At 52.6% G+C, this 17066-nt stretch carries 13 protein-coding genes; 9 read left to right on the top strand and 4 right to left on the bottom strand.

The window, feature by feature from the left end; translation table 11 throughout:
• The first annotated feature begins 32 nt into the window (after positions 1-32).
• Complete coding sequence (locus N8M53_RS11920) at positions 33-545, top strand: hypothetical protein (protein ID WP_269578932.1); 513 nt, start codon at positions 33-35, stop codon at positions 543-545.
• A gap of 17 nt (positions 546-562) precedes the next feature.
• Here the strand turns inward: N8M53_RS11920 and N8M53_RS11925 are convergent, their stop codons facing one another.
• The 3 genes from N8M53_RS11925 to N8M53_RS11935 all read right to left on the bottom strand — a co-directional run bounded on the left by N8M53_RS11925 (position 563) and on the right by N8M53_RS11935 (position 5556).
• Positions 563-787, bottom strand: a complete 225-nt coding sequence (locus N8M53_RS11925) for a hypothetical protein (RefSeq protein ID WP_269578933.1) — start codon at positions 785-787, stop codon at positions 563-565.
• On the bottom strand, positions 784-4230 hold the full coding sequence (locus tag N8M53_RS11930; protein WP_269578934.1) for a hybrid sensor histidine kinase/response regulator: 3447 nt from the start codon (positions 4228-4230) through the stop codon (positions 784-786). The genes N8M53_RS11925 and N8M53_RS11930 overlap by 4 nt, the downstream gene beginning before the upstream one ends.
• 150 nt (positions 4231-4380) lie before the next feature.
• Complete coding sequence (locus N8M53_RS11935) at positions 4381-5556, bottom strand: 3-phenylpropionate MFS transporter (protein WP_269578935.1); 1176 nt, start codon at positions 5554-5556, stop codon at positions 4381-4383.
• A gap of 195 nt (positions 5557-5751) precedes the next feature.
• On the opposite strand from N8M53_RS11935, the gene N8M53_RS11940 reads away from it, so the two are divergent.
• The 6 genes from N8M53_RS11940 to accC all read left to right on the top strand — a co-directional run bounded on the left by N8M53_RS11940 (position 5752) and on the right by accC (position 13001).
• Entirely contained in the window at positions 5752-7548 is a 1797-nt protein-coding gene (locus N8M53_RS11940; RefSeq protein ID WP_269578936.1) for a DUF294 nucleotidyltransferase-like domain-containing protein, read from the top strand.
• 1 nt (position 7549) lies between these two features.
• The gene (locus N8M53_RS11945) at positions 7550-8173 is read left to right on the top strand and encodes a 3'-5' exonuclease (RefSeq protein WP_269578937.1); all 624 of its coding nucleotides are present in this window, start codon (positions 7550-7552) and stop codon (positions 8171-8173) included.
• 243 nt (positions 8174-8416) lie between these two features.
• Positions 8417-10366, top strand: a complete 1950-nt coding sequence (gene acs / locus N8M53_RS11950) for an acetate--CoA ligase (RefSeq protein ID WP_269578938.1) — start codon at positions 8417-8419, stop codon at positions 10364-10366.
• Positions 10367-10706: 340 nt separating this feature from the next.
• Positions 10707-11162 carry a type II 3-dehydroquinate dehydratase gene (gene aroQ / locus N8M53_RS11955; RefSeq protein WP_269578939.1) on the top strand — a complete coding sequence of 152 codons (456 nt, stop codon included), beginning with the start codon at positions 10707-10709 and terminating at the stop codon, positions 11160-11162.
• Positions 11163-11188: 26 nt separating this feature from the next.
• Positions 11189-11647: an acetyl-CoA carboxylase biotin carboxyl carrier protein gene (accB, locus tag N8M53_RS11960; protein ID WP_269578940.1), complete on the top strand. Its 459-nt coding sequence runs from the start codon at positions 11189-11191 to the stop codon at positions 11645-11647.
• Positions 11648-11657: 10 nt separating this feature from the next.
• Positions 11658-13001 carry an acetyl-CoA carboxylase biotin carboxylase subunit gene (gene accC, locus N8M53_RS11965; protein ID WP_269578941.1) on the top strand — a complete coding sequence of 448 codons (1344 nt, stop codon included), beginning with the start codon at positions 11658-11660 and terminating at the stop codon, positions 12999-13001.
• Between the two features lie 108 nt (positions 13002-13109).
• Here the strand turns inward: accC and N8M53_RS11970 are convergent, their stop codons facing one another.
• Positions 13110-14741, bottom strand: a complete 1632-nt coding sequence (locus tag N8M53_RS11970; RefSeq protein ID WP_269578942.1) for a methyl-accepting chemotaxis protein — start codon at positions 14739-14741, stop codon at positions 13110-13112.
• Between the two features lie 241 nt (positions 14742-14982).
• Between N8M53_RS11970 and prmA the strand changes: the two genes are divergently transcribed.
• Positions 14983-15870 (top strand): 50S ribosomal protein L11 methyltransferase, encoded by an 888-nt coding sequence (prmA, locus tag N8M53_RS11975; RefSeq protein ID WP_269578943.1) that lies wholly within the window; start codon positions 14983-14985, stop codon positions 15868-15870.
• Positions 15871-16098: 228 nt separating this feature from the next.
• Entirely contained in the window at positions 16099-17064 is a 966-nt protein-coding gene (gene dusB / locus N8M53_RS11980) for a tRNA dihydrouridine synthase DusB (RefSeq protein WP_077668553.1), read from the top strand.
• The last annotated feature ends 2 nt before the right edge of the window (positions 17065-17066 follow it).

Consider the following 17066-nt stretch of genomic DNA (forward strand, 5'->3'; position numbering starts at 1 on the left):
ATACTGTTGGTTACTTCCAGCCAAGGAGAGGCATGATGTCAACGGTCACGCGTTTACTCACCAATAAACATGTGGTTATTGCGATGCTGGTTGCGCCAGTGTTAGCAGTGATCGCCTATTTTGCCGTCGATGCCAGTGTGTCTGAGCCGCCAAAAGCCGCTCAGCCAGGGCAAAGCTACCCGCTTGCGGTCCGTTCTAACTGTCGCTATACCAGTGGCTTTTGTCAGCTTGAAAATGGCGATATGAAACTCAAACTGGAATCGCAAGGCGTCCAAAACAACCAGCTAACGCTAAGGTTGGTCAGCGAACTGCCTTTGGAAGGCGCACAAATTGGCCTAACAGACATCGCACCACAAACCATGCAAATCCGCGATGAAAAAGGCATGACCTGGACGGTCTCTCTGCCAGTACCACGCAGCGAGGAAAGCCAAATCCGCCTGGCCGTGAGTATGGAGGGGAGCCACTATTATGCAGAAACGCCAGTGACCTTTATCGAACATAAAACGTTTTATACCGAGCACCAACAGGCTCAAGATGCGTCATAACGTGAGACAGCTGGCATTCAAGCGTCAAGTGACATCAACGATGTTCGGATCGCCGCCACGATGGTGGCGATTTTGTTTTCATAAGCTTGTTCTGTCAGCCAATGACTCACATCCGCCCACCCATCACCATCTAGGCGTGCCAATTCATCAACCTCAATATGCCCATCGACAGGGTTAAAGTGCCCTGCCACTTTAACAATACCCACATCTGTTTCGAGGCGCGGTAGGGTAAAAGGGGTCATCGTTTTCCTCGCTGTTGTAATAATGCACGCAACTTAAGCGGCTTGACGGGTTTAGAGAGATACATAAAGCCTAGTCCAGTCACGGCCTGTTGTGTCTCGGTGCTGCGATCAGCACTGATGATCACCCCCTGAAAGCAGCACCCTAATTTCAATTGGCATTGTTGTAGCACTTGTAACCCCGTTTGTTGGTTCGCTAAGTGATAGTCACTCAGTACAAACTCAGGCTGCCATTGGTCGCCGATCGTCTTGATCGCACCACTCACGTCGGGGGCGCAGCGAACGTCACATCCCCATCGTGATAAAAGCTGTGCCATGCCATCCAAGATGTCTTGCTCATTGTCCACACATAAGACACGGCACCCTTCGAGCTCTCGCGCCGAAGAGGTGGTAGGCGCCACAGGACTTGGTTCGACCTTTTCCGCTTGACTCGCATTCACTGTCATCGAGAACACCGTGCCCCGCCCCGGCCAGGATTTCAACGCCAGAGGCTGAGAAAGGATTTGGCTAATGCCCTTCGCGATCGCCAGCCCTAAGCCCAATCCCTGCTCGGCGCCTTCATGATCAATGCGTGTGAACTCTTGAAAGATATCTTGCTGACGATCGACAGGTATCCCGTCGCCATCGTCCCACACCTCAATGCGGTAGTCGCGCCCTGCCCGTCGCACACCTAACAACACTCGGCCCTCAGGATTGTAGCGAAAGGCATTGGTCAAAAAGTTTTGCAGTACCCGGCGCAGCAAGTTCTTATCAGACTGGACAAACACCTGGCTGGTCACAACGCGAAAGTCCAACCCCTGGCGGCGAGCCAGTACGCCAAACTCCGCCTCTAGCGCATGAAACACCTCACTAAGTGCAAACGTCTCAATACGTGCTTTCATTTTGCCCGACTCCAGGCGCGAGATATCGAGCAAATCACCAATCAACACTTCCGCACTTTCTAGTGCGCTTTCTATGTGCTGAGCAACGGCTTCAGTCTCTCGGTTTGCTGCCATCTCACTGAGTGACGAAGCAAACAAACGTGCAGCGTTAAGTGGCTGCATCAAATCGTGACTGACCGCGGCCAAAAAGCGACTCTTCGACTGTGAGGCGGATTCAGCCTTGCGTGTGGCATCAATCAATCGGCTATTTAGTCGCTCCAATTCCCGTGTTCGCTCGGTCACCCGCGCTTCAAGGGTTTCATTGGACTGCTTGAGCGCCGCTTCCGCATCCCGAAACGCGGTGATATCGGTAAAGGTCATGACAAAGCCGCCACCTGGCATCGGGTTGCCCTGCAGCTCAATCACTCGTCCGTCTGGATGCACGCGAGAGGATGTATGCGGCTTTCGCCGCGTTAAGTGCATCACCCGCTTGCTGACATGCTCCTCCGGATCACCCGGCCCACAGAGTCCGCGCTGAGCATTGAATCGGATTAAGTCGGCGACTGGTCGTCCGACCTGGATGAGTCCGGGTGGAAATTGAAACATATCAATATATCGCTGATTCCACGCCACCAGCCGCAGTTGCTTATCGACCACTGAGATCCCTTGGTTGATATGCTCAATCGCTCCCTGCAGTAACCCCCGCGAGAAATCAAATAGCTCAGAGGCTTCATCGACAATGGTGGCAATTTCTTCCAATTGCATGTTGCGCCCCTGAAGGGCGGATGAAAGGACTAAGCGTGCCGATGACGAACCAAATACCCCAGCCAATACTCGCTCGGTATGACGGATCAGCGGTGCGCTGGCTTGTTGCTGGGGCATTAACTCCTCCCCACGCTGCTCCGCAAATTGGCTAAACGCCTGGCGCATGCGCCGGCGACCTACAAAGCGTGCCGCGAGCATTTCCAGCTCCGCCACGGTGACACGGCTTTGATACAAGCGCGCATCATCGTTTTCCGGCAGTGGCATACCCACAAACGCAGCGGCCTGTAACCGCTCACTGAGTGACGGTCGCGTGAGTAAAGAAACCACCACAAAGCTAAGGGCGTTCATCAACACACTAAATGCCAGCCCCCAATCCACGGTATTGAGGTGGGTAAACGGTGAAAAAGCGGGAGGAGTGATAAGCCAAATCAAAAGGTTAGACTGCCCGTCTCCTGCTAGCATGCCAGTTTGGGTCATCATGGTCACCAACCACAGTGAAAACCCCATCAACAAGCCAGCATAGACGCCTTTTTTGTTGCCTTGACGCCAGTACAAGGCACCAATCATCGCAGGGGCAAACTGGGCGATGGCCGCGAAGGAGAGAAAGCCGATTTCCGACAATGTGGGCACAGTGAGGATGAGATGATAGAAGCCCCACGCTGCAATTAAGATCAAAAAGATCAGCGCACGTCGAACATTAAGTAACAATCCAGAGAACTGCGCAAAGTTTCGGGATTTAAGCTTCATTCGCCGCAATAAAAGCGGCATCACCAAGTCATTAGATACCATGATCGCCAACGCAATGGTTGAAACAATCACCATCCCGCTGGCAGCCGATGCCCCACCCATGAAAGCCAGTAGCGCCATCCCCTCAGCCCCTACCGATAACGGCAACCGAATCACATACGTATCAGCAGGTGCCCCAGGTAACAAAGCTTGGCCGGCATACGCCAAGGGCAGGACAAAAATCAACATCAGCAATAAATAGGTCGGGAAGACTTTACGTGCCGTATTCAAATCACTCGCGCGCGTATTCTCCACCACCATGGTGTGAAACTGGCGCGGCAAGCAAATGATCGCGGCCCCTGTGAGCAAGGTATGAATGATTAAGCTGCCCACATCTGGGCGACCAATCACGCCAGAGTCCTCAAGACTCACGGGCAAGCTGGGCGCTTGGAATAACAGCCACACCACAAAGATCCCCACCCCAAGAAACGCGACCAACTTGACGATCGACTCAAAAGCGACCGCCATCATCATCCCTCGGTGGTGTTCCGTACTGTCGATATGACGCGTACCAAATAACACGGTAAATGCGGCCAAGGAGATACACACGAGCCAGGCGATTTGGGGCTGTGCCAAACCAATGCTTTGCCCCAGCTCTGGCGACAGAACATCGAGCCCCATGGCGATACCACGCAGTTGCAGCGCGATATAGGGCAGCACACCCACCACCGCAATCAAGGTCACCATCACCGCTAAGCCCTGCGACTTGCCATATCGCGCCGCAATAAAGTCGGCAATAGAGGTAATGTGCTCGCGCTTGGCGATCAAGATCATTCGGGCAAGAAAACGCCACCCAAGGGTAAACACCAGGATAGGGGCAAGATAAATCGGGAGAAATGACCATGGTGAACTGGACGCTTGGCCAACCGTGCCAAAAAAGGTCCAAGAGGTGCAATACACCGCGATAGAAAGGCTATAAATCCACGGACGCCATGAGCGTAACCAGCGCGGTTGACGATCACCATACCAAGCAATCGCGAACAGTGCGCCCATATAAAGCAGTGAAACAGAGACAATTACCCAGCCTTGTGTCATGGCTCCCTTCCTGACGCAATCCTTTGCCGAATCCTTGAGCTGGGTGTAACACGGTATCGGCGCCCACTCAATCGTCTCGTATTCGCTTTGTGGGCACCTTAGCTAACTTTACTGCAAGCCGAAACGTGCTTTATTACAGCTCAGGCCTGTTTATGACACCTTAGCTTGCTTGGCACGCCAAAATGCCGGTTCACGCAGTGGTAAAACAAAAACAGGCAACGCAAGCAGTGCCATGGTATAGAAAGTGCCAGAAGGCGATACGGCATAAATCCACCCGCTTGCTGTGGTCAGCGCCGCCACCACTGCGCCCATTGGTAACGCATTATAAGCCGCTTGCGTGGCCACCAATCGCGCCCCACACTCGCGCTGAATGTACTGCATCGCGCCAAGGTGCGCACCGGCAAACGTAATACCATGAAGCAGTTGCACCAGTATCACAGGCACCGCGGCGGTCGTTGTCCCTGTGATCCCCCAGCGCAGCAATACCCCCACAGCCGCCAATTGGAACAAGGCTTTTGATGACCAGCCATTAAAAAGCCGCGCACCCAGGGCAAAGACGGCCACTTCCGCCACCACCCCGAGGCTCCACAAATAGCCTACAATGCTCTCGCTATATCCAGCCTGCTTCCAGTAGATCGCACTAAAGCTGTAGTACGCTGCGTGGCTGCCTTGCAGCAGGGAAGCAATCAACAAGAACACGATCACCTGACGGTCGCGGAAAAGCTGACGCATAGAGACTTTGCTATTAGTCATATCGCGCTCGCTTTGTGGCATCAATGTCGGTCGACGCAAGGTCAGTAACAAACAGGCAGACAAGCCGCCAATCGCGACCCAGGGAATAATTGCCGCCGATTGCTCGGTCACCAGCCATCCGGTCAAACTCGACCCAACAATAAAGGCTATCGATCCCCAGAGGCGGGTTCGACCATAGTCGATAACTTTATGGCGCGCATAATAGTTGGCGAGTGCATCTGACAACGGGACGGAGGGCCCAATGGCAAGATTAAATAACACGGTCACCAAAGCCAGCCACCATACATTGGCCCCCATTAAGGGGTGCAACACACACGTCACTAACGCCATGAGCGTCAACACTCTCAGGGCGGGCAGCAAGGCTTCAACCTGTTGTACGCGCGGTGTGAACACTAAGTTAGCCACACAACGGGTTGCAAAACCAAGCCCAATCAAGGTGCCGATCACACCTGAATTGAGACCAAGATACTCAAACCAAACCGCCCAAAACGGCAGATACACACCATAGGAAAAAAAGAAACCGCCAAAGTACTCTGACAGCCAGCGAAACGGGGAACATTGGGTTAAGGTCATCTCATTACTTCACATTAAGATAGATACCCGCTAAGTGTCGCAGCTCTGTGCGAGGAAAAAAAGACACGTGCGCCATGATTGTCGACAAACGCATGGTGGCGGCTAATCCGTATACGTCCCAGGCTAGACTAAAGTCGGCTAGCGAGATCGAAAAGGGTGAGACACACTGTGACTATCACAGTGAGGAGTGCGACTATGCCTGAACCTTTTGACACCTCTCATGCGCCCTTTGACTGCCTAACCGCATCACAAGTCAAACAATGCCGCCAAGCACTCGACGTCGCCTACTTTCGCCGTGGCGATACCTTGATCCAGCCCGGTGATACTGGCGAGCAGCTCTTTATCATTATTAAAGGCAGCGTAGAAGAAGTGTCAGAAGACGGTAAGGAAGTATTTTCTCATTATACCACCGACGACTTATTTGACGTGCCAGCACTGCTTAATGGCACCGCCAAACATCGATACCGTGCGCTAGAAGATACCCTCTGCCATCTGCTACCCGCCGATGTGTTCCTCGCCATTTATCATCATAATGACGCGTTTCGAGGCTACTTTGATACCAACCTTCAGCGCCGACAAACGCTGATGGTGCAAGCTCGTCAGCAGCAAAACTTGGCCGAGTTTATGCTCACTCGGATTGATGACAGCAATATTCAACCTGCGTTGTGTGTCGCCCCCGACGTACCACTGCATGTTGCCACCGCTCAGATGAAAGCCGAGCGCTGCGACTGCGCCTTGGTCGACTATGAAAATGGCGAATGCGGGATTATTACGCGCACCAACTTGCTCCATGCGCTCGTCCTCGAGGGCTATGATCAATCCGTTCCGGTGGGTGAAGTAGCCACACGCCCAGTGATCAGTGTGGAGCACGGTGATTTTCTCTTTCACGCCATGATTAAGATGACACGTCAGCGCGTAAAACGTGTTCGAGTCGTCGATGGGGAAGGTAAGACCGCAGGCATGCTCGATCTTCCTCAAGTATTGAGCCTGTTCTCGACTCACTCTCACGTACTCAACTTACAAATTGCCCGCGCACAAACCATTGACGAACTAGTGATCGCTGCAAACAGCCAGAGCAAGCTGGTACACACCTTGTTTAACAATGGCATTCATACCCGCTTTGTGATGCAGCTCATCGCCACTGTGAATGAACAAATCATGGAAAAAGCCTTCCGGTTGCTGGTGCCCGAAGCTTACCAAAGCCAGTGCTGCCTCGTAGTAATGGGCTCAGAAGGCCGCGGCGAGCAAGTGCTTAAAACCGACCAAGACAACGCCTTGATTCTCGCCGACGATCTCAACTGGCCCGATTGCCAACAAGTGATGGAAACCTTTTCACACACGCTCTATCAACTCGGTTATCCGCCTTGTCCGGGTCACGTGATGGTCAGTAATCCCAAGTGGGTGAAAACCGCCACACAATGGCAGCAAACCGTGCGAAATCTAGCACAAAGCGCCAACCATCAAAGCGTCATGGACTTGGCGATCCTCGCTGACAGCCAGCCGATCGCCGGCGATCTGAGTTTGATTGATGCGATCCAAACCCCACTCAACGAAACGTTGACCGACAATATGTTGACGCTCAACACCTTTGTCCGGCCTGCGCTAGCCTTTCGTGTTCCCTTAACCGTGTTTGGCTCCCTCAAAAGCAGTAAAGAAGGGCTGGATATCAAAAAAGGGGGGATTTTCCCCATCGTTCATGGCGTGAGAACCATGAGTTTAGAAAAGGGCGTGCGCCACACCAACACCTTTGAGCGGCTGGAGCAGCTTGCCAACCTGGGGGCGCTTGCGGAAGAAACGGCAGAAAACCTCTCCGAAGCCTTGAAGCTATTTATCCGCTTACGTTTAAGGCAACAATTGAGCGGCGAACCACAAAGCAACTATCTCGACGTGGCTCACCTCCCCTCGAGTGAGCGCGACTTGCTGCGCCACGGGCTGCATGTGGTGAAAAAGTTCAAAGAGTCACTCGCTTTCCATTATCACGTGAGGGACTAACTTGAATTGGCTCACTCGGCATTGGTACCGTCATCGTTTACGGCATTCACCCTATCGGGACTTATTTCTGCCCCCCGATTCAAGCACACTGATTTCCCTCGACTGTGAAACAACCAGCTTGGATCCGCATCGTGCGGAACTGGTTACGATTGCGGCCACCCCGATCAAAGGCAACCGGATCCTCACCAGTCACGCTCTCACCTTGACACTGGCCGCACCAGAGAGCCTGAATGCCGGTTCGGTCAGAATTCACCACCTACGCCACCAAGATCTGGTTCATGGTGTCACGGCAGAGCAAGCAATCACCGCGCTGGTCGACTTTATTGGAAACCATCCATTGGTCGGCTATCACATCCGTTATGATAAAAGTATTCTCGATCGCTACGCACGCCATTTTCTCGGCTTTCCGCTCCCCAACCCTCTGATTGAAGTCAGTGATATTTATCAACGCAAACTCGAGCGCCTGCTACCCAATGCCTATCACGACATCAGCATGGAAGCCATTAGTCGCCATCTCGATGTCCCTTTGCCGGCTCGGCATAATGCATTAGATGATGCACTCGCCGCAGCATTGATTTATGTCCGCCTTACCCAAGGTGACATGCCAATGCTGCGATCCAAATAACGCATTGATGCGGCTGCTTGCGCGTTAAGGCAAAGACAAAGTGGGATCCAGCCCCCACTATCTGGCCTGACAACTGCACAAATCGCTTAAAAATCAATGGGGTCATCCTAAAGTCTAATTGTCGGAAGCCCCGATATGTCACACCTTTACTGCATGGTTTTCGTTTGCCAGGCAGCGGTAGCGCCTGACATCTCATGACATGGAAGCGCCGCGTGGAGCATCGCGGACACGAGGAGAAACAGGATGAGCGATAGTCACGTATACCCCGTCATGCCTTCAATTGCACAAAAGGCACACGCGGATGAAGCCAAGTATCAAGCACTCTATCAGCAGTCAGTGACCGACCCAGAAGGCTTTTGGCGTGAGCACGGGCAAATTCTTGATTGGATGAAGCCTTATACCAAAGTCAAACACACCTCGTTTGATACCGGCCACGTGGATATTCGCTGGTTTGAAGATGGCACACTCAACGTCGCAGCCAACTGCATCGATCGCCACCTCAACGCACGAGGCGATCAGGTGGCCTTGATTTGGGAAGGCGACGATCCAAAAGACGATGCCACGCTCACCTACAACCAACTCCACCAGCAGGTATGCCAGTTTGCCAACGTATTAAAAGACAACGGCGTAAGAAAAGGTGATGTGGTGTGCCTGTACATGCCAATGGTGATGGAAGCGGCGGTCGCGATGCTGGCCTGTGCCCGTATCGGTGCGGTGCATACCGTAGTGTTTGGTGGCTTTTCTCCCGAAGCACTGGCAGGCCGGATTATTGACTCCAATGCCAAAGTGGTGGTGACAGCTGATGAAGGGATACGTGGTGGTCGTGCGGTTCCCCTGAAGAAAAATGTCGATGATGCCCTGGCAAACCCTAAAGTGAAATCGATTGAAAAAGTGGTGGTGTACCAACGTACAGGGGGAGACATTGACTGGCACAATCATCGTGATGTTTGGTGGCACGAGGCTGCCGCAAAGGTGTCAGACAACTGCCCCGCCGAAGAGATGAAAGCCGAGGACCCTTTGTTTATCCTGTATACATCGGGGTCAACAGGCACCCCCAAGGGCGTGCTGCACACCACCGGTGGGTACTTGGCCTACGCGGCGATGACCTTTAAGTATGTTTTCGATTATCAAGATGGCGAGGTATTCTGGTGTACCGCCGATGTCGGCTGGATTACCGGTCACAGCTATCTCGTCTATGGCCCGCTTGCCAATGGCGCAAAGACAATCTTATTTGAAGGCGTCCCGACTTATCCAAGCACGGCACGAATGAGCGAAGTGGTCGATAAGCACCAAGTCAATATTCTTTACACCGCGCCCACAGCGATTCGCGCATTGATGGCAAAAGGCAACGAAGCGGTCGCTGGCACTCAACGCGATTCACTGCGGATCATGGGCTCGGTGGGTGAACCCATCAACCCAGAGGCTTGGGAGTGGTACCACAGCACCATAGGGAACCAAGCCTGTCCGATTGTCGACACCTGGTGGCAAACAGAAACCGGCGGGATCTTGATCACCCCGCTCCCCGGCGCCACTGCGTTGAAGCCAGGCTCAGCAACCCGTCCTTTCTTTGGCGTACAGCCTGCTTTGGTCGACAATATGGGCAATATTCTCGACGGTGCCACCGAGGGTAACCTCGTGATGCTTGACTCGTGGCCCGGACAGATGCGTACCGTATTTGGCGACCATGACCGCTTCGAACAAACTTACTTCTCCACCTTTAAAGGCATGTACTTTACCGGTGACGGGGCTCGTCGTGATGAAGATGGGTATTACTGGATAACCGGCCGTGTCGATGATGTCCTCAATATCTCGGGACACCGTATGGGGACGGCAGAGATCGAGTCGGCGCTCGTCGCATTCGATAAAATTGCCGAAGCAGCGATAGTTGGTGTGCCACACGATATCAAAGGCCAAGCGATCTATGCGTACATCACCCTTAATGCGGGTGAAGTGCCCAGCGCCGAACTCCACAAGGAAGTCAAAGAGTGGGTACGTAAAGAAATTGGCCCGATTGCGACACCCGATTTCATCCACTGGACGGATGCTCTGCCTAAAACCCGTTCAGGAAAAATCATGCGTCGTATTCTGCGCAAAATCGCCACCGGTGATACCGGCAGCCTTGGCGACACCTCCACCTTGGCCGATCCTAGTGTGGTCGATAAGCTTATCGCAGAAAAAGAAAGTGTGGTCTAACCCTAACGAAAGATTGCTTAGCAACCTTTGCCGCCTTCGGGCGGCTTTTTTGATCCCCGACACAGGGTAAACGGAACTCTTTTCATCCCCGGCAATCACACAAAAAGTAGGGACATGAAGTATTACCCTGCTTCAAACCGCCCGTCACCCACCATTTTGTGATAGCAAAAAGACAAAGTGTGCTGATTAGACCAGTATTTTGCTGCGATTTGCGCTGAAGTCTCTATAATTGCTGTCAGTAGGGAAAAATTTGCATGGTATGCACCGTCATAACATGCCCACTGGCTGGAATCCGCATTAAGCTGCACAATTACAGCGAATAGGAGAAGTAAGCGTCAAGATGTCTACAAGAAACCAAGTTTTAGTTTTAAATGGCCCAAACCTTAATTTGCTTGGCAAACGTGAGCCCGAGCATTACGGTGCCCAAACCCTCAGCCAAATCATGGCGGGCTTAGAGGCACAAGCCGCTACCTTGGGTCTCAGTCTTGAACACTTTCAATCCAATAGCGAAGCTAGCCTCATTGATAAAATCCACCAAGCGATGGAGACCGTGGACTTTATCATTATCAACCCAGCAGCACTGACCCATACCTCTGTCGCCCTGCGTGACGCTCTATTAGGGGTCAACATCCCTTTTATCGAAGTGCATTTGTCGAATGTGTACGCGCGTGAGCCCTTCCGGCATCACTCGTACTTTTCGGACAAAGCCGTCGGGGTGCTCAGCGGCTTTGGTGCTGATGGTTATGAATTCGCCTTAACAGCGGCCGCGCGTCATTTAGCGTTTGCGGCTGAGTAAAACAAAACATAAAGAAGAGACCTATCATGGATATCCGTAAGATTAAGAAACTGATCGAGCTTGTTGAAGAGTCTGGCATCTCCGAGCTAGAGATTGCTGAAGGCGAAGAGTCCGTTCGTATCAGTCGCTCTTCCCCTGCTGCGCCTGCGCAAATGGTTGCCCCGCAATACGCGGCACCAGCAGCGCCTGCACCAGCGCCAGCCGCCCCTGAAGCATCGGCAGCGGAACCTGCAAGCGCACCAAAACCGAGTGGGCATCAGGTTCTTTCACCGATGGTCGGTACCTTCTATCGTGCACCAAGCCCAGAGTCGTCACCTTTTGTTGAAGTGGGCACCCAGGTCAATGAAGGCGATGCCCTGTGTATTGTCGAAGCGATGAAGATGATGAATCAAATCCAAGCCGACAAGAGCGGTGTGGTCAAAGCGATTCTATGTGAAGACGGTCAGCCCGTTGAATTCGACGAACCACTCGTGATCATCGAATAAGCGAGGGCGCATGTTAGATAAAATTGTTATTGCTAACCGCGGTGAAATTGCACTGCGCATTTTGCGTGCGTGCAAAGAGCTGGGGATTAAAACCGTCGCGGTGCACTCGACCGCTGACCGCGATCTTAAACACGTGTTGTTAGCCGATGAAACCGTATGTATCGGCCCTGCACCAAGTAACCAAAGCTACCTGAATATTCCTCGCATCATCAGCGCCGCTGAAATCACCGGTGCGGTGGCGATCCACCCAGGTTACGGGTTCCTATCCGAAAACGCTGACTTTGCCGAGCAGGTTGAGCGTTCAGGGTTTGTCTTTGTCGGCCCCAAAGCTGACACCATCCGTTTGATGGGCGATAAGGTGTCGGCCATTGAAGCGATGAAAAAAGCAGGTGTCCCCTGCGTCCCTGGTTCAGACGGCCCGCTAGGTAGCGATCAGGAAAAAAACAAAACCATCGCCAAACGTATTGGCTATCCGGTGATCATCAAAGCATCCGGTGGCGGCGGTGGCCGAGGTATGCGTGTGGTGCGCTCTGAAGCAGAGCTTATCGATGCGATTGCGATGACTCGCGCCGAAGCCAAATCTGCATTTAGCAATGACATGGTTTACATGGAAAAATTCCTTGAGAACCCTCGCCATGTCGAAGTGCAGGTCTTAGCCGACGGTCAAGGCGGTGCGATCCATCTTGGTGAACGCGACTGCTCGATGCAGCGCCGTCACCAAAAGGTCGTTGAAGAAGCACCAGCCCCAGGTATCACTGCTGAAATGCGTAAATTCATTGGTGAACGCTGCTGTCGCGCGTGTGTTGAGATTGGTTATCGCGGAGCGGGCACCTTTGAGTTCTTATATGAAAACGGCGAGTTCTACTTTATTGAGATGAACACCCGCATTCAGGTCGAGCACCCCGTCACCGAAATGGTGACCGGCATTGACCTGGTCAAAGAGCAACTCCGCATTGCGGCAGGTCAGCCACTATCGTTCACCCAAGACGACATTCAAATTCGCGGCCACGCGGTGGAGTGCCGGATTAACGCTGAAGATCCAGAGCGCTTTATCCCCAGCCCAGGCAAGATTGAACGTTTCCACTCGCCTGGCGGGATGGGCGTGCGTTGGGAGTCACACGTGTACGCGGGCTATCAAGTACCGCCCCACTATGACTCCATGGTCGGCAAGCTTATCTGTTACGGTGAGAACCGTGACGTCGCGATTGCACGTATGCGTAACGCCTTGGCTGAAACCGTGATTGATGGTATTAAAACCAACATCCCTCTCCAGCTCGATATTATGAACGACGAGCACTTCCAACACGGTGGTGCCAACATTCATTATCTCGAGAAAAAGCTCGGCTTGTCGTAATCATGCCGTTGGCTATAACCAAGGCCACGCCACCAAAGCTAGCAACCAAACCGCCGTTAATCGGCGGTTTTTTGTCCCTGCTTTAGTGAGATTGTCACGCGAGGGAGCTTAAACCTTGGCAGGCCTTTTATCTCCCACCTGGCCGGCCAGTTTAAAATCATTCAAGGTATCTTTTAGATACAGCGATTGACTCATCAGTTGCGCCGCAATATCTGCCGTTTGCGTGGCCTGCTCACTGGCTGTGTGACTTTGTCCGTTTATTTGTTCCACCGACTCACTCATGTCTTTGGTCACATTGGCCTGCTCGCCCGCCGCGGTGGCCACTTCACTGCCCATCGATTTCACTTGATTGACTTTCTCAAAGATGTCGGCCAGCACCGCGCGAGACTCCGCCACCACCGCTAGGGTTTCTTGCGCCATTTGGTTGTTACTGAGCACCCGCTCAGATGAATGATGAATGCCGGTCTGTAAGCCCTCAAGCATGGCTTTAATGTCACACGTCGCCGCTTGTGTACGCTGAGCGAGGTTTCTGACTTCATCAGCAACCACAGCAAAGCCTCGCCCTTGCTCACCTGCTCTTGCTGCCTCAATGGCCGCGTTTAAAGCCAGTAAGTTGGTTTGCTCGGCAATCTCACTGATGGTTTGCGTCACTTTGGTGATTTTTTGACTCTCCTCTGCACTGGCTTGAATCTGTGAAATGGTCTGCTCAAGCTCATCGATAAAGGCGGTCATACTGGTGGTCGCACGGCCGACCACATCAGCACCATCGCTGGCACGTCCTTGGGTAACGGAGATAATGTCGGCCGTACGATTCATGTTTTGCGCCACTTGCTCAATCGTGGCACTCATTTGCGTCATCGCACTGGCAACATGCGTGATCTGTGACGACTGTGTGCTCATATTGTCTTGCACACTGCGGCCGCGCGCCGCCAGATGATCCGCATGCGCGAGGAGCACTTGCGTATTCTCTACCACTTGCCCAATGATCGCACCAAAACGTGCTTTAACCATCCGGTAATTGTCGTTGAGCTCCCCCAGCTCATCATGGCGAACGGGCTCATCGCCAGAGACAAGGTTACCGGAGGCCAGATGCTTTAATGCCTCACTCGTGTCTTTAATAGCGCCAATCACACGCGTTTGCACCGTCCACGTCATGCCCACGGTGATAAGCAACACGGCGGCCAGCATGCCAACCAAATAAGGTTGCCCCTGATTGAGCGCCAGCCCCATGCCCAAAGTGCACAGCATCAGCACCAACCCGCAACAAAGATGAAAAAACCAACGCAACTGGATACGCTGCAACAAAGGCGCGTTAGGTAAAGGGCGGGAGGGATCTTGTCTTAGTGTTTGATAAAGCTTTTCAGCGTCTGTCACCTCATCGCGGCTTGGTTCACTGCGCACCGATTGATACCCGACAATCTCCCCCTCTTTGACCACCGGCGAGACAAACGCATTCACCCAATAATGGTCACCGTTTTTACAGCGGTTTTTGACCATGCCACGCCAATTTTTACCTGCCTTAATGGTCTGCCAAAGGTCCTTGAACGCGGCCGGTGGCATATCAGGGTGGCGCACAATATTGTGGTCGCTGCCAATGAGTTCGTCGCGGCTATACCCACATATTTCGATAAAGGCATCGTTGGCGTATTGTATTTTGCCATTGAGATCGGTTTTCGACACCAGCTCCCCTAATCCATCAAATCTCACCTCTTTTTGTGTCACTGGGCCTGTGTCTCTCATTCTCCAAATCCTTTGTTAACCATGACTATAGGGAGCAAAACCGCCTTATTTGCTCATCGCTGCGGAGCAATAATGTAATCAATAGCCATAACAAATAAAGGGCTATTTGCATAAAACCCGCACTGACTTGCAAAAAATTCCACTCATGCTTAATGCTCATCATGCTGTCATCATCTTGTGCAGCGGGCACAGTATGGATCTGATAACATCGCCCTATTCCTTTTCCGACACGAGACATACCATGCCTTGGATCCAACTCAAACTGAATGCAACGTCTGACAACGCCGAAGCGATTGGCGACCTGCTAATGGAAGAAACGGGCGCCCTATCTGTCACTTTCTTAGATGCCAAAGACACACCTGTCTTTGAGCCCTTACCCGGCGAAACCCGCTTATGGGGCGAGACAGATATTATGGCCTTGTATGATGCACAGGCTGACATGAGCGATGTTTTAGCCATCATAAGCGCCAGCCCACTGCTCGCTGATGACTTTGCGTATAAAGTAGAGCAACTGGAAGACAAAGACTGGACCCGGGCATGGATGGATAACTTTAAGCCCATTCAATTTGGCGAGCGATTGTGGATCTGCCCAACCTGGTGTGAGGTGCCTGATGACAATGCAGTGAATGTGATGCTCGACCCAGGCCTCGCCTTTGGCACCGGTTCACACCCAACCACTGCACTGTGCTTGGAATGGCTTGATAGCCTAGATCTAAGCGGCAAAACCGTGATTGATTTTGGCTGTGGTTCCGGCATTCTCGCGATTGCCGCCATCAAACTGGGCGCCGAGCGCGTGATTGGTATTGATATCGACCCCCAAGCGCTACTGGCGTCCAAAGACAACGCGGAGCGCAACGGTGTGGCAGACCAACTTCATCTTTATCTTCCTAAAGACCAACCGGCCGATCTCAAAGCCGATGTGGTGGTGGCTAATATTCTTGCCGGGCCGCTTCGTGAACTCTCCGGGGTGATCAAAGGCCTCATCAAACCCGGCGGTCAACTGGCGATGTCTGGCGTGCTAGAAACTCAAGCGGATGATGTGGCGAACCATTACCGTGACACGCTCACTATCGACCCGATCGTCGAGCGCGAAGAGTGGTGCCGCGTAAGTGGCGATTTGCCCGCTTAAGCCGCTCACTAACGTCCGTAAAGCCTGACCCGCTCGCCACACCAGTGCGTCAGGCTTATACAATGAGCATACCGAACTGCTTGATTAATCAGCGAAACGCCACAGATACAAAAAGTGCTGTAAAAATCAAGCCATCAATGCTCAAATATTGTCCTTTTCAGATGCTGAAAAAATGCGTAAAATGCGCGCCCTTGCTGACTCAGAGCGGCTGAAGAGGATTTAGAGCTTTTGCGTATCGGACCCTACACCCTGGATGTCCCCTTGATCGTGGCCCCAATGGCTGGCGTGACGGATAGACCATTTCGTGAGTTATGCCTTGCACATGGTGCGGGCATGGCTATCAGTGAAATGATGTCATCAAATCCAGCGTTGTGGCGGACGAACAAGTCGCAAAAGCGCATGGTTCATATTGACGAATCCGGTCTGCGTTCGGTGCAAATCGCGGGGGCTGAACCCGAGCTTATGGCTGACGCGGCGCAGTTTTGTGTGGAGAACGGGGCGCAAATAATTGACATCAACATGGGTTGTCCAGTGAAGAAGGTCAACAAAAAGTTAGCAGGCTCTGCTTTGCTAACGCGGCCTGATCTCATTGAGCAAATCCTCAAAGCCACGGTAAACGCGGTGGATGTTCCCGTAACACTCAAAACGCGCACAGGCTGGGATCCGGACAATAAGAATTGTGTTGAGATCGCCCGGATGGCGGAAGATTGTGGCATCCAAGCCCTTGCACTACATGGCCGCACGCGGGCCTGTATGTACAAAGGTGAAGCAGAGTACGACAGCATTAAGGCTGCGAAAGCAGCAGTATCCATTCCGGTGATTGCCAATGGCGACATTGACTCACCAGAAAAAGCCCAGTATGTCCTCGACTACACGGGCGCGGATGCGGTAATGATTGGTCGCCCTGCTCAGGGACGCCCGTGGATTTTTCGCGAAATCCACCACTATCTCACCACAGGTGAGCACTTGCCTGCCCCTTCACTAGAAGAGGTTAGGACAATTTTGTTGGGTCATGTTCAAGAGCTTCATCAGTTTTATGGGGAGCTCAAAGGGTTACGTATTGCCCGTAAACACGTGGGCTGGTACCTAAAAGAGCATGACCAAATTGGCGACTTTCGCCGCACCTTCAACGCAATCGAAGATGCACCACAGCAGATCGATGCGCTGCAAGGCTACTTCGACAACGTTGCATAAAT

This window comes from Salinivibrio kushneri, assembly GCF_027286325.1.
GTDB classification, from domain to species: domain Bacteria; phylum Pseudomonadota; class Gammaproteobacteria; order Enterobacterales; family Vibrionaceae; genus Salinivibrio; species Salinivibrio kushneri_A.

Excerpts from the sequence above, each read along its gene's own strand:
- N8M53_RS11920 (WP_269578932.1), top strand. The coding sequence starts at position 33 with ATGATGTCAACGGTCACGCGTTTACTCACCAATAAACATGTGGTTATT.
- N8M53_RS11925 (WP_269578933.1), bottom strand. The coding sequence starts at position 787 with ATGACCCCTTTTACCCTACCGCGCCTCGAAACAGATGTGGGTATTGTT.
- N8M53_RS11930 (WP_269578934.1), bottom strand. The coding sequence starts at position 4,230 with ATGACACAAGGCTGGGTAATTGTCTCTGTTTCACTGCTTTATATGGGC.
- N8M53_RS11935 (WP_269578935.1), bottom strand. The coding sequence starts at position 5,556 with ATGACCTTAACCCAATGTTCCCCGTTTCGCTGGCTGTCAGAGTACTTT.
- N8M53_RS11940 (WP_269578936.1), top strand. The coding sequence starts at position 5,752 with ATGCCTGAACCTTTTGACACCTCTCATGCGCCCTTTGACTGCCTAACC.
- acs (WP_269578938.1), top strand. The coding sequence starts at position 8,417 with ATGAGCGATAGTCACGTATACCCCGTCATGCCTTCAATTGCACAAAAG.
- aroQ (WP_269578939.1), top strand. The coding sequence starts at position 10,707 with ATGTCTACAAGAAACCAAGTTTTAGTTTTAAATGGCCCAAACCTTAAT.
- accB (WP_269578940.1), top strand. The coding sequence starts at position 11,189 with ATGGATATCCGTAAGATTAAGAAACTGATCGAGCTTGTTGAAGAGTCT.
- accC (WP_269578941.1), top strand. The coding sequence starts at position 11,658 with ATGTTAGATAAAATTGTTATTGCTAACCGCGGTGAAATTGCACTGCGC.
- N8M53_RS11970 (WP_269578942.1), bottom strand. The coding sequence starts at position 14,741 with ATGAGAGACACAGGCCCAGTGACACAAAAAGAGGTGAGATTTGATGGA.
- prmA (WP_269578943.1), top strand. The coding sequence starts at position 14,983 with ATGCCTTGGATCCAACTCAAACTGAATGCAACGTCTGACAACGCCGAA.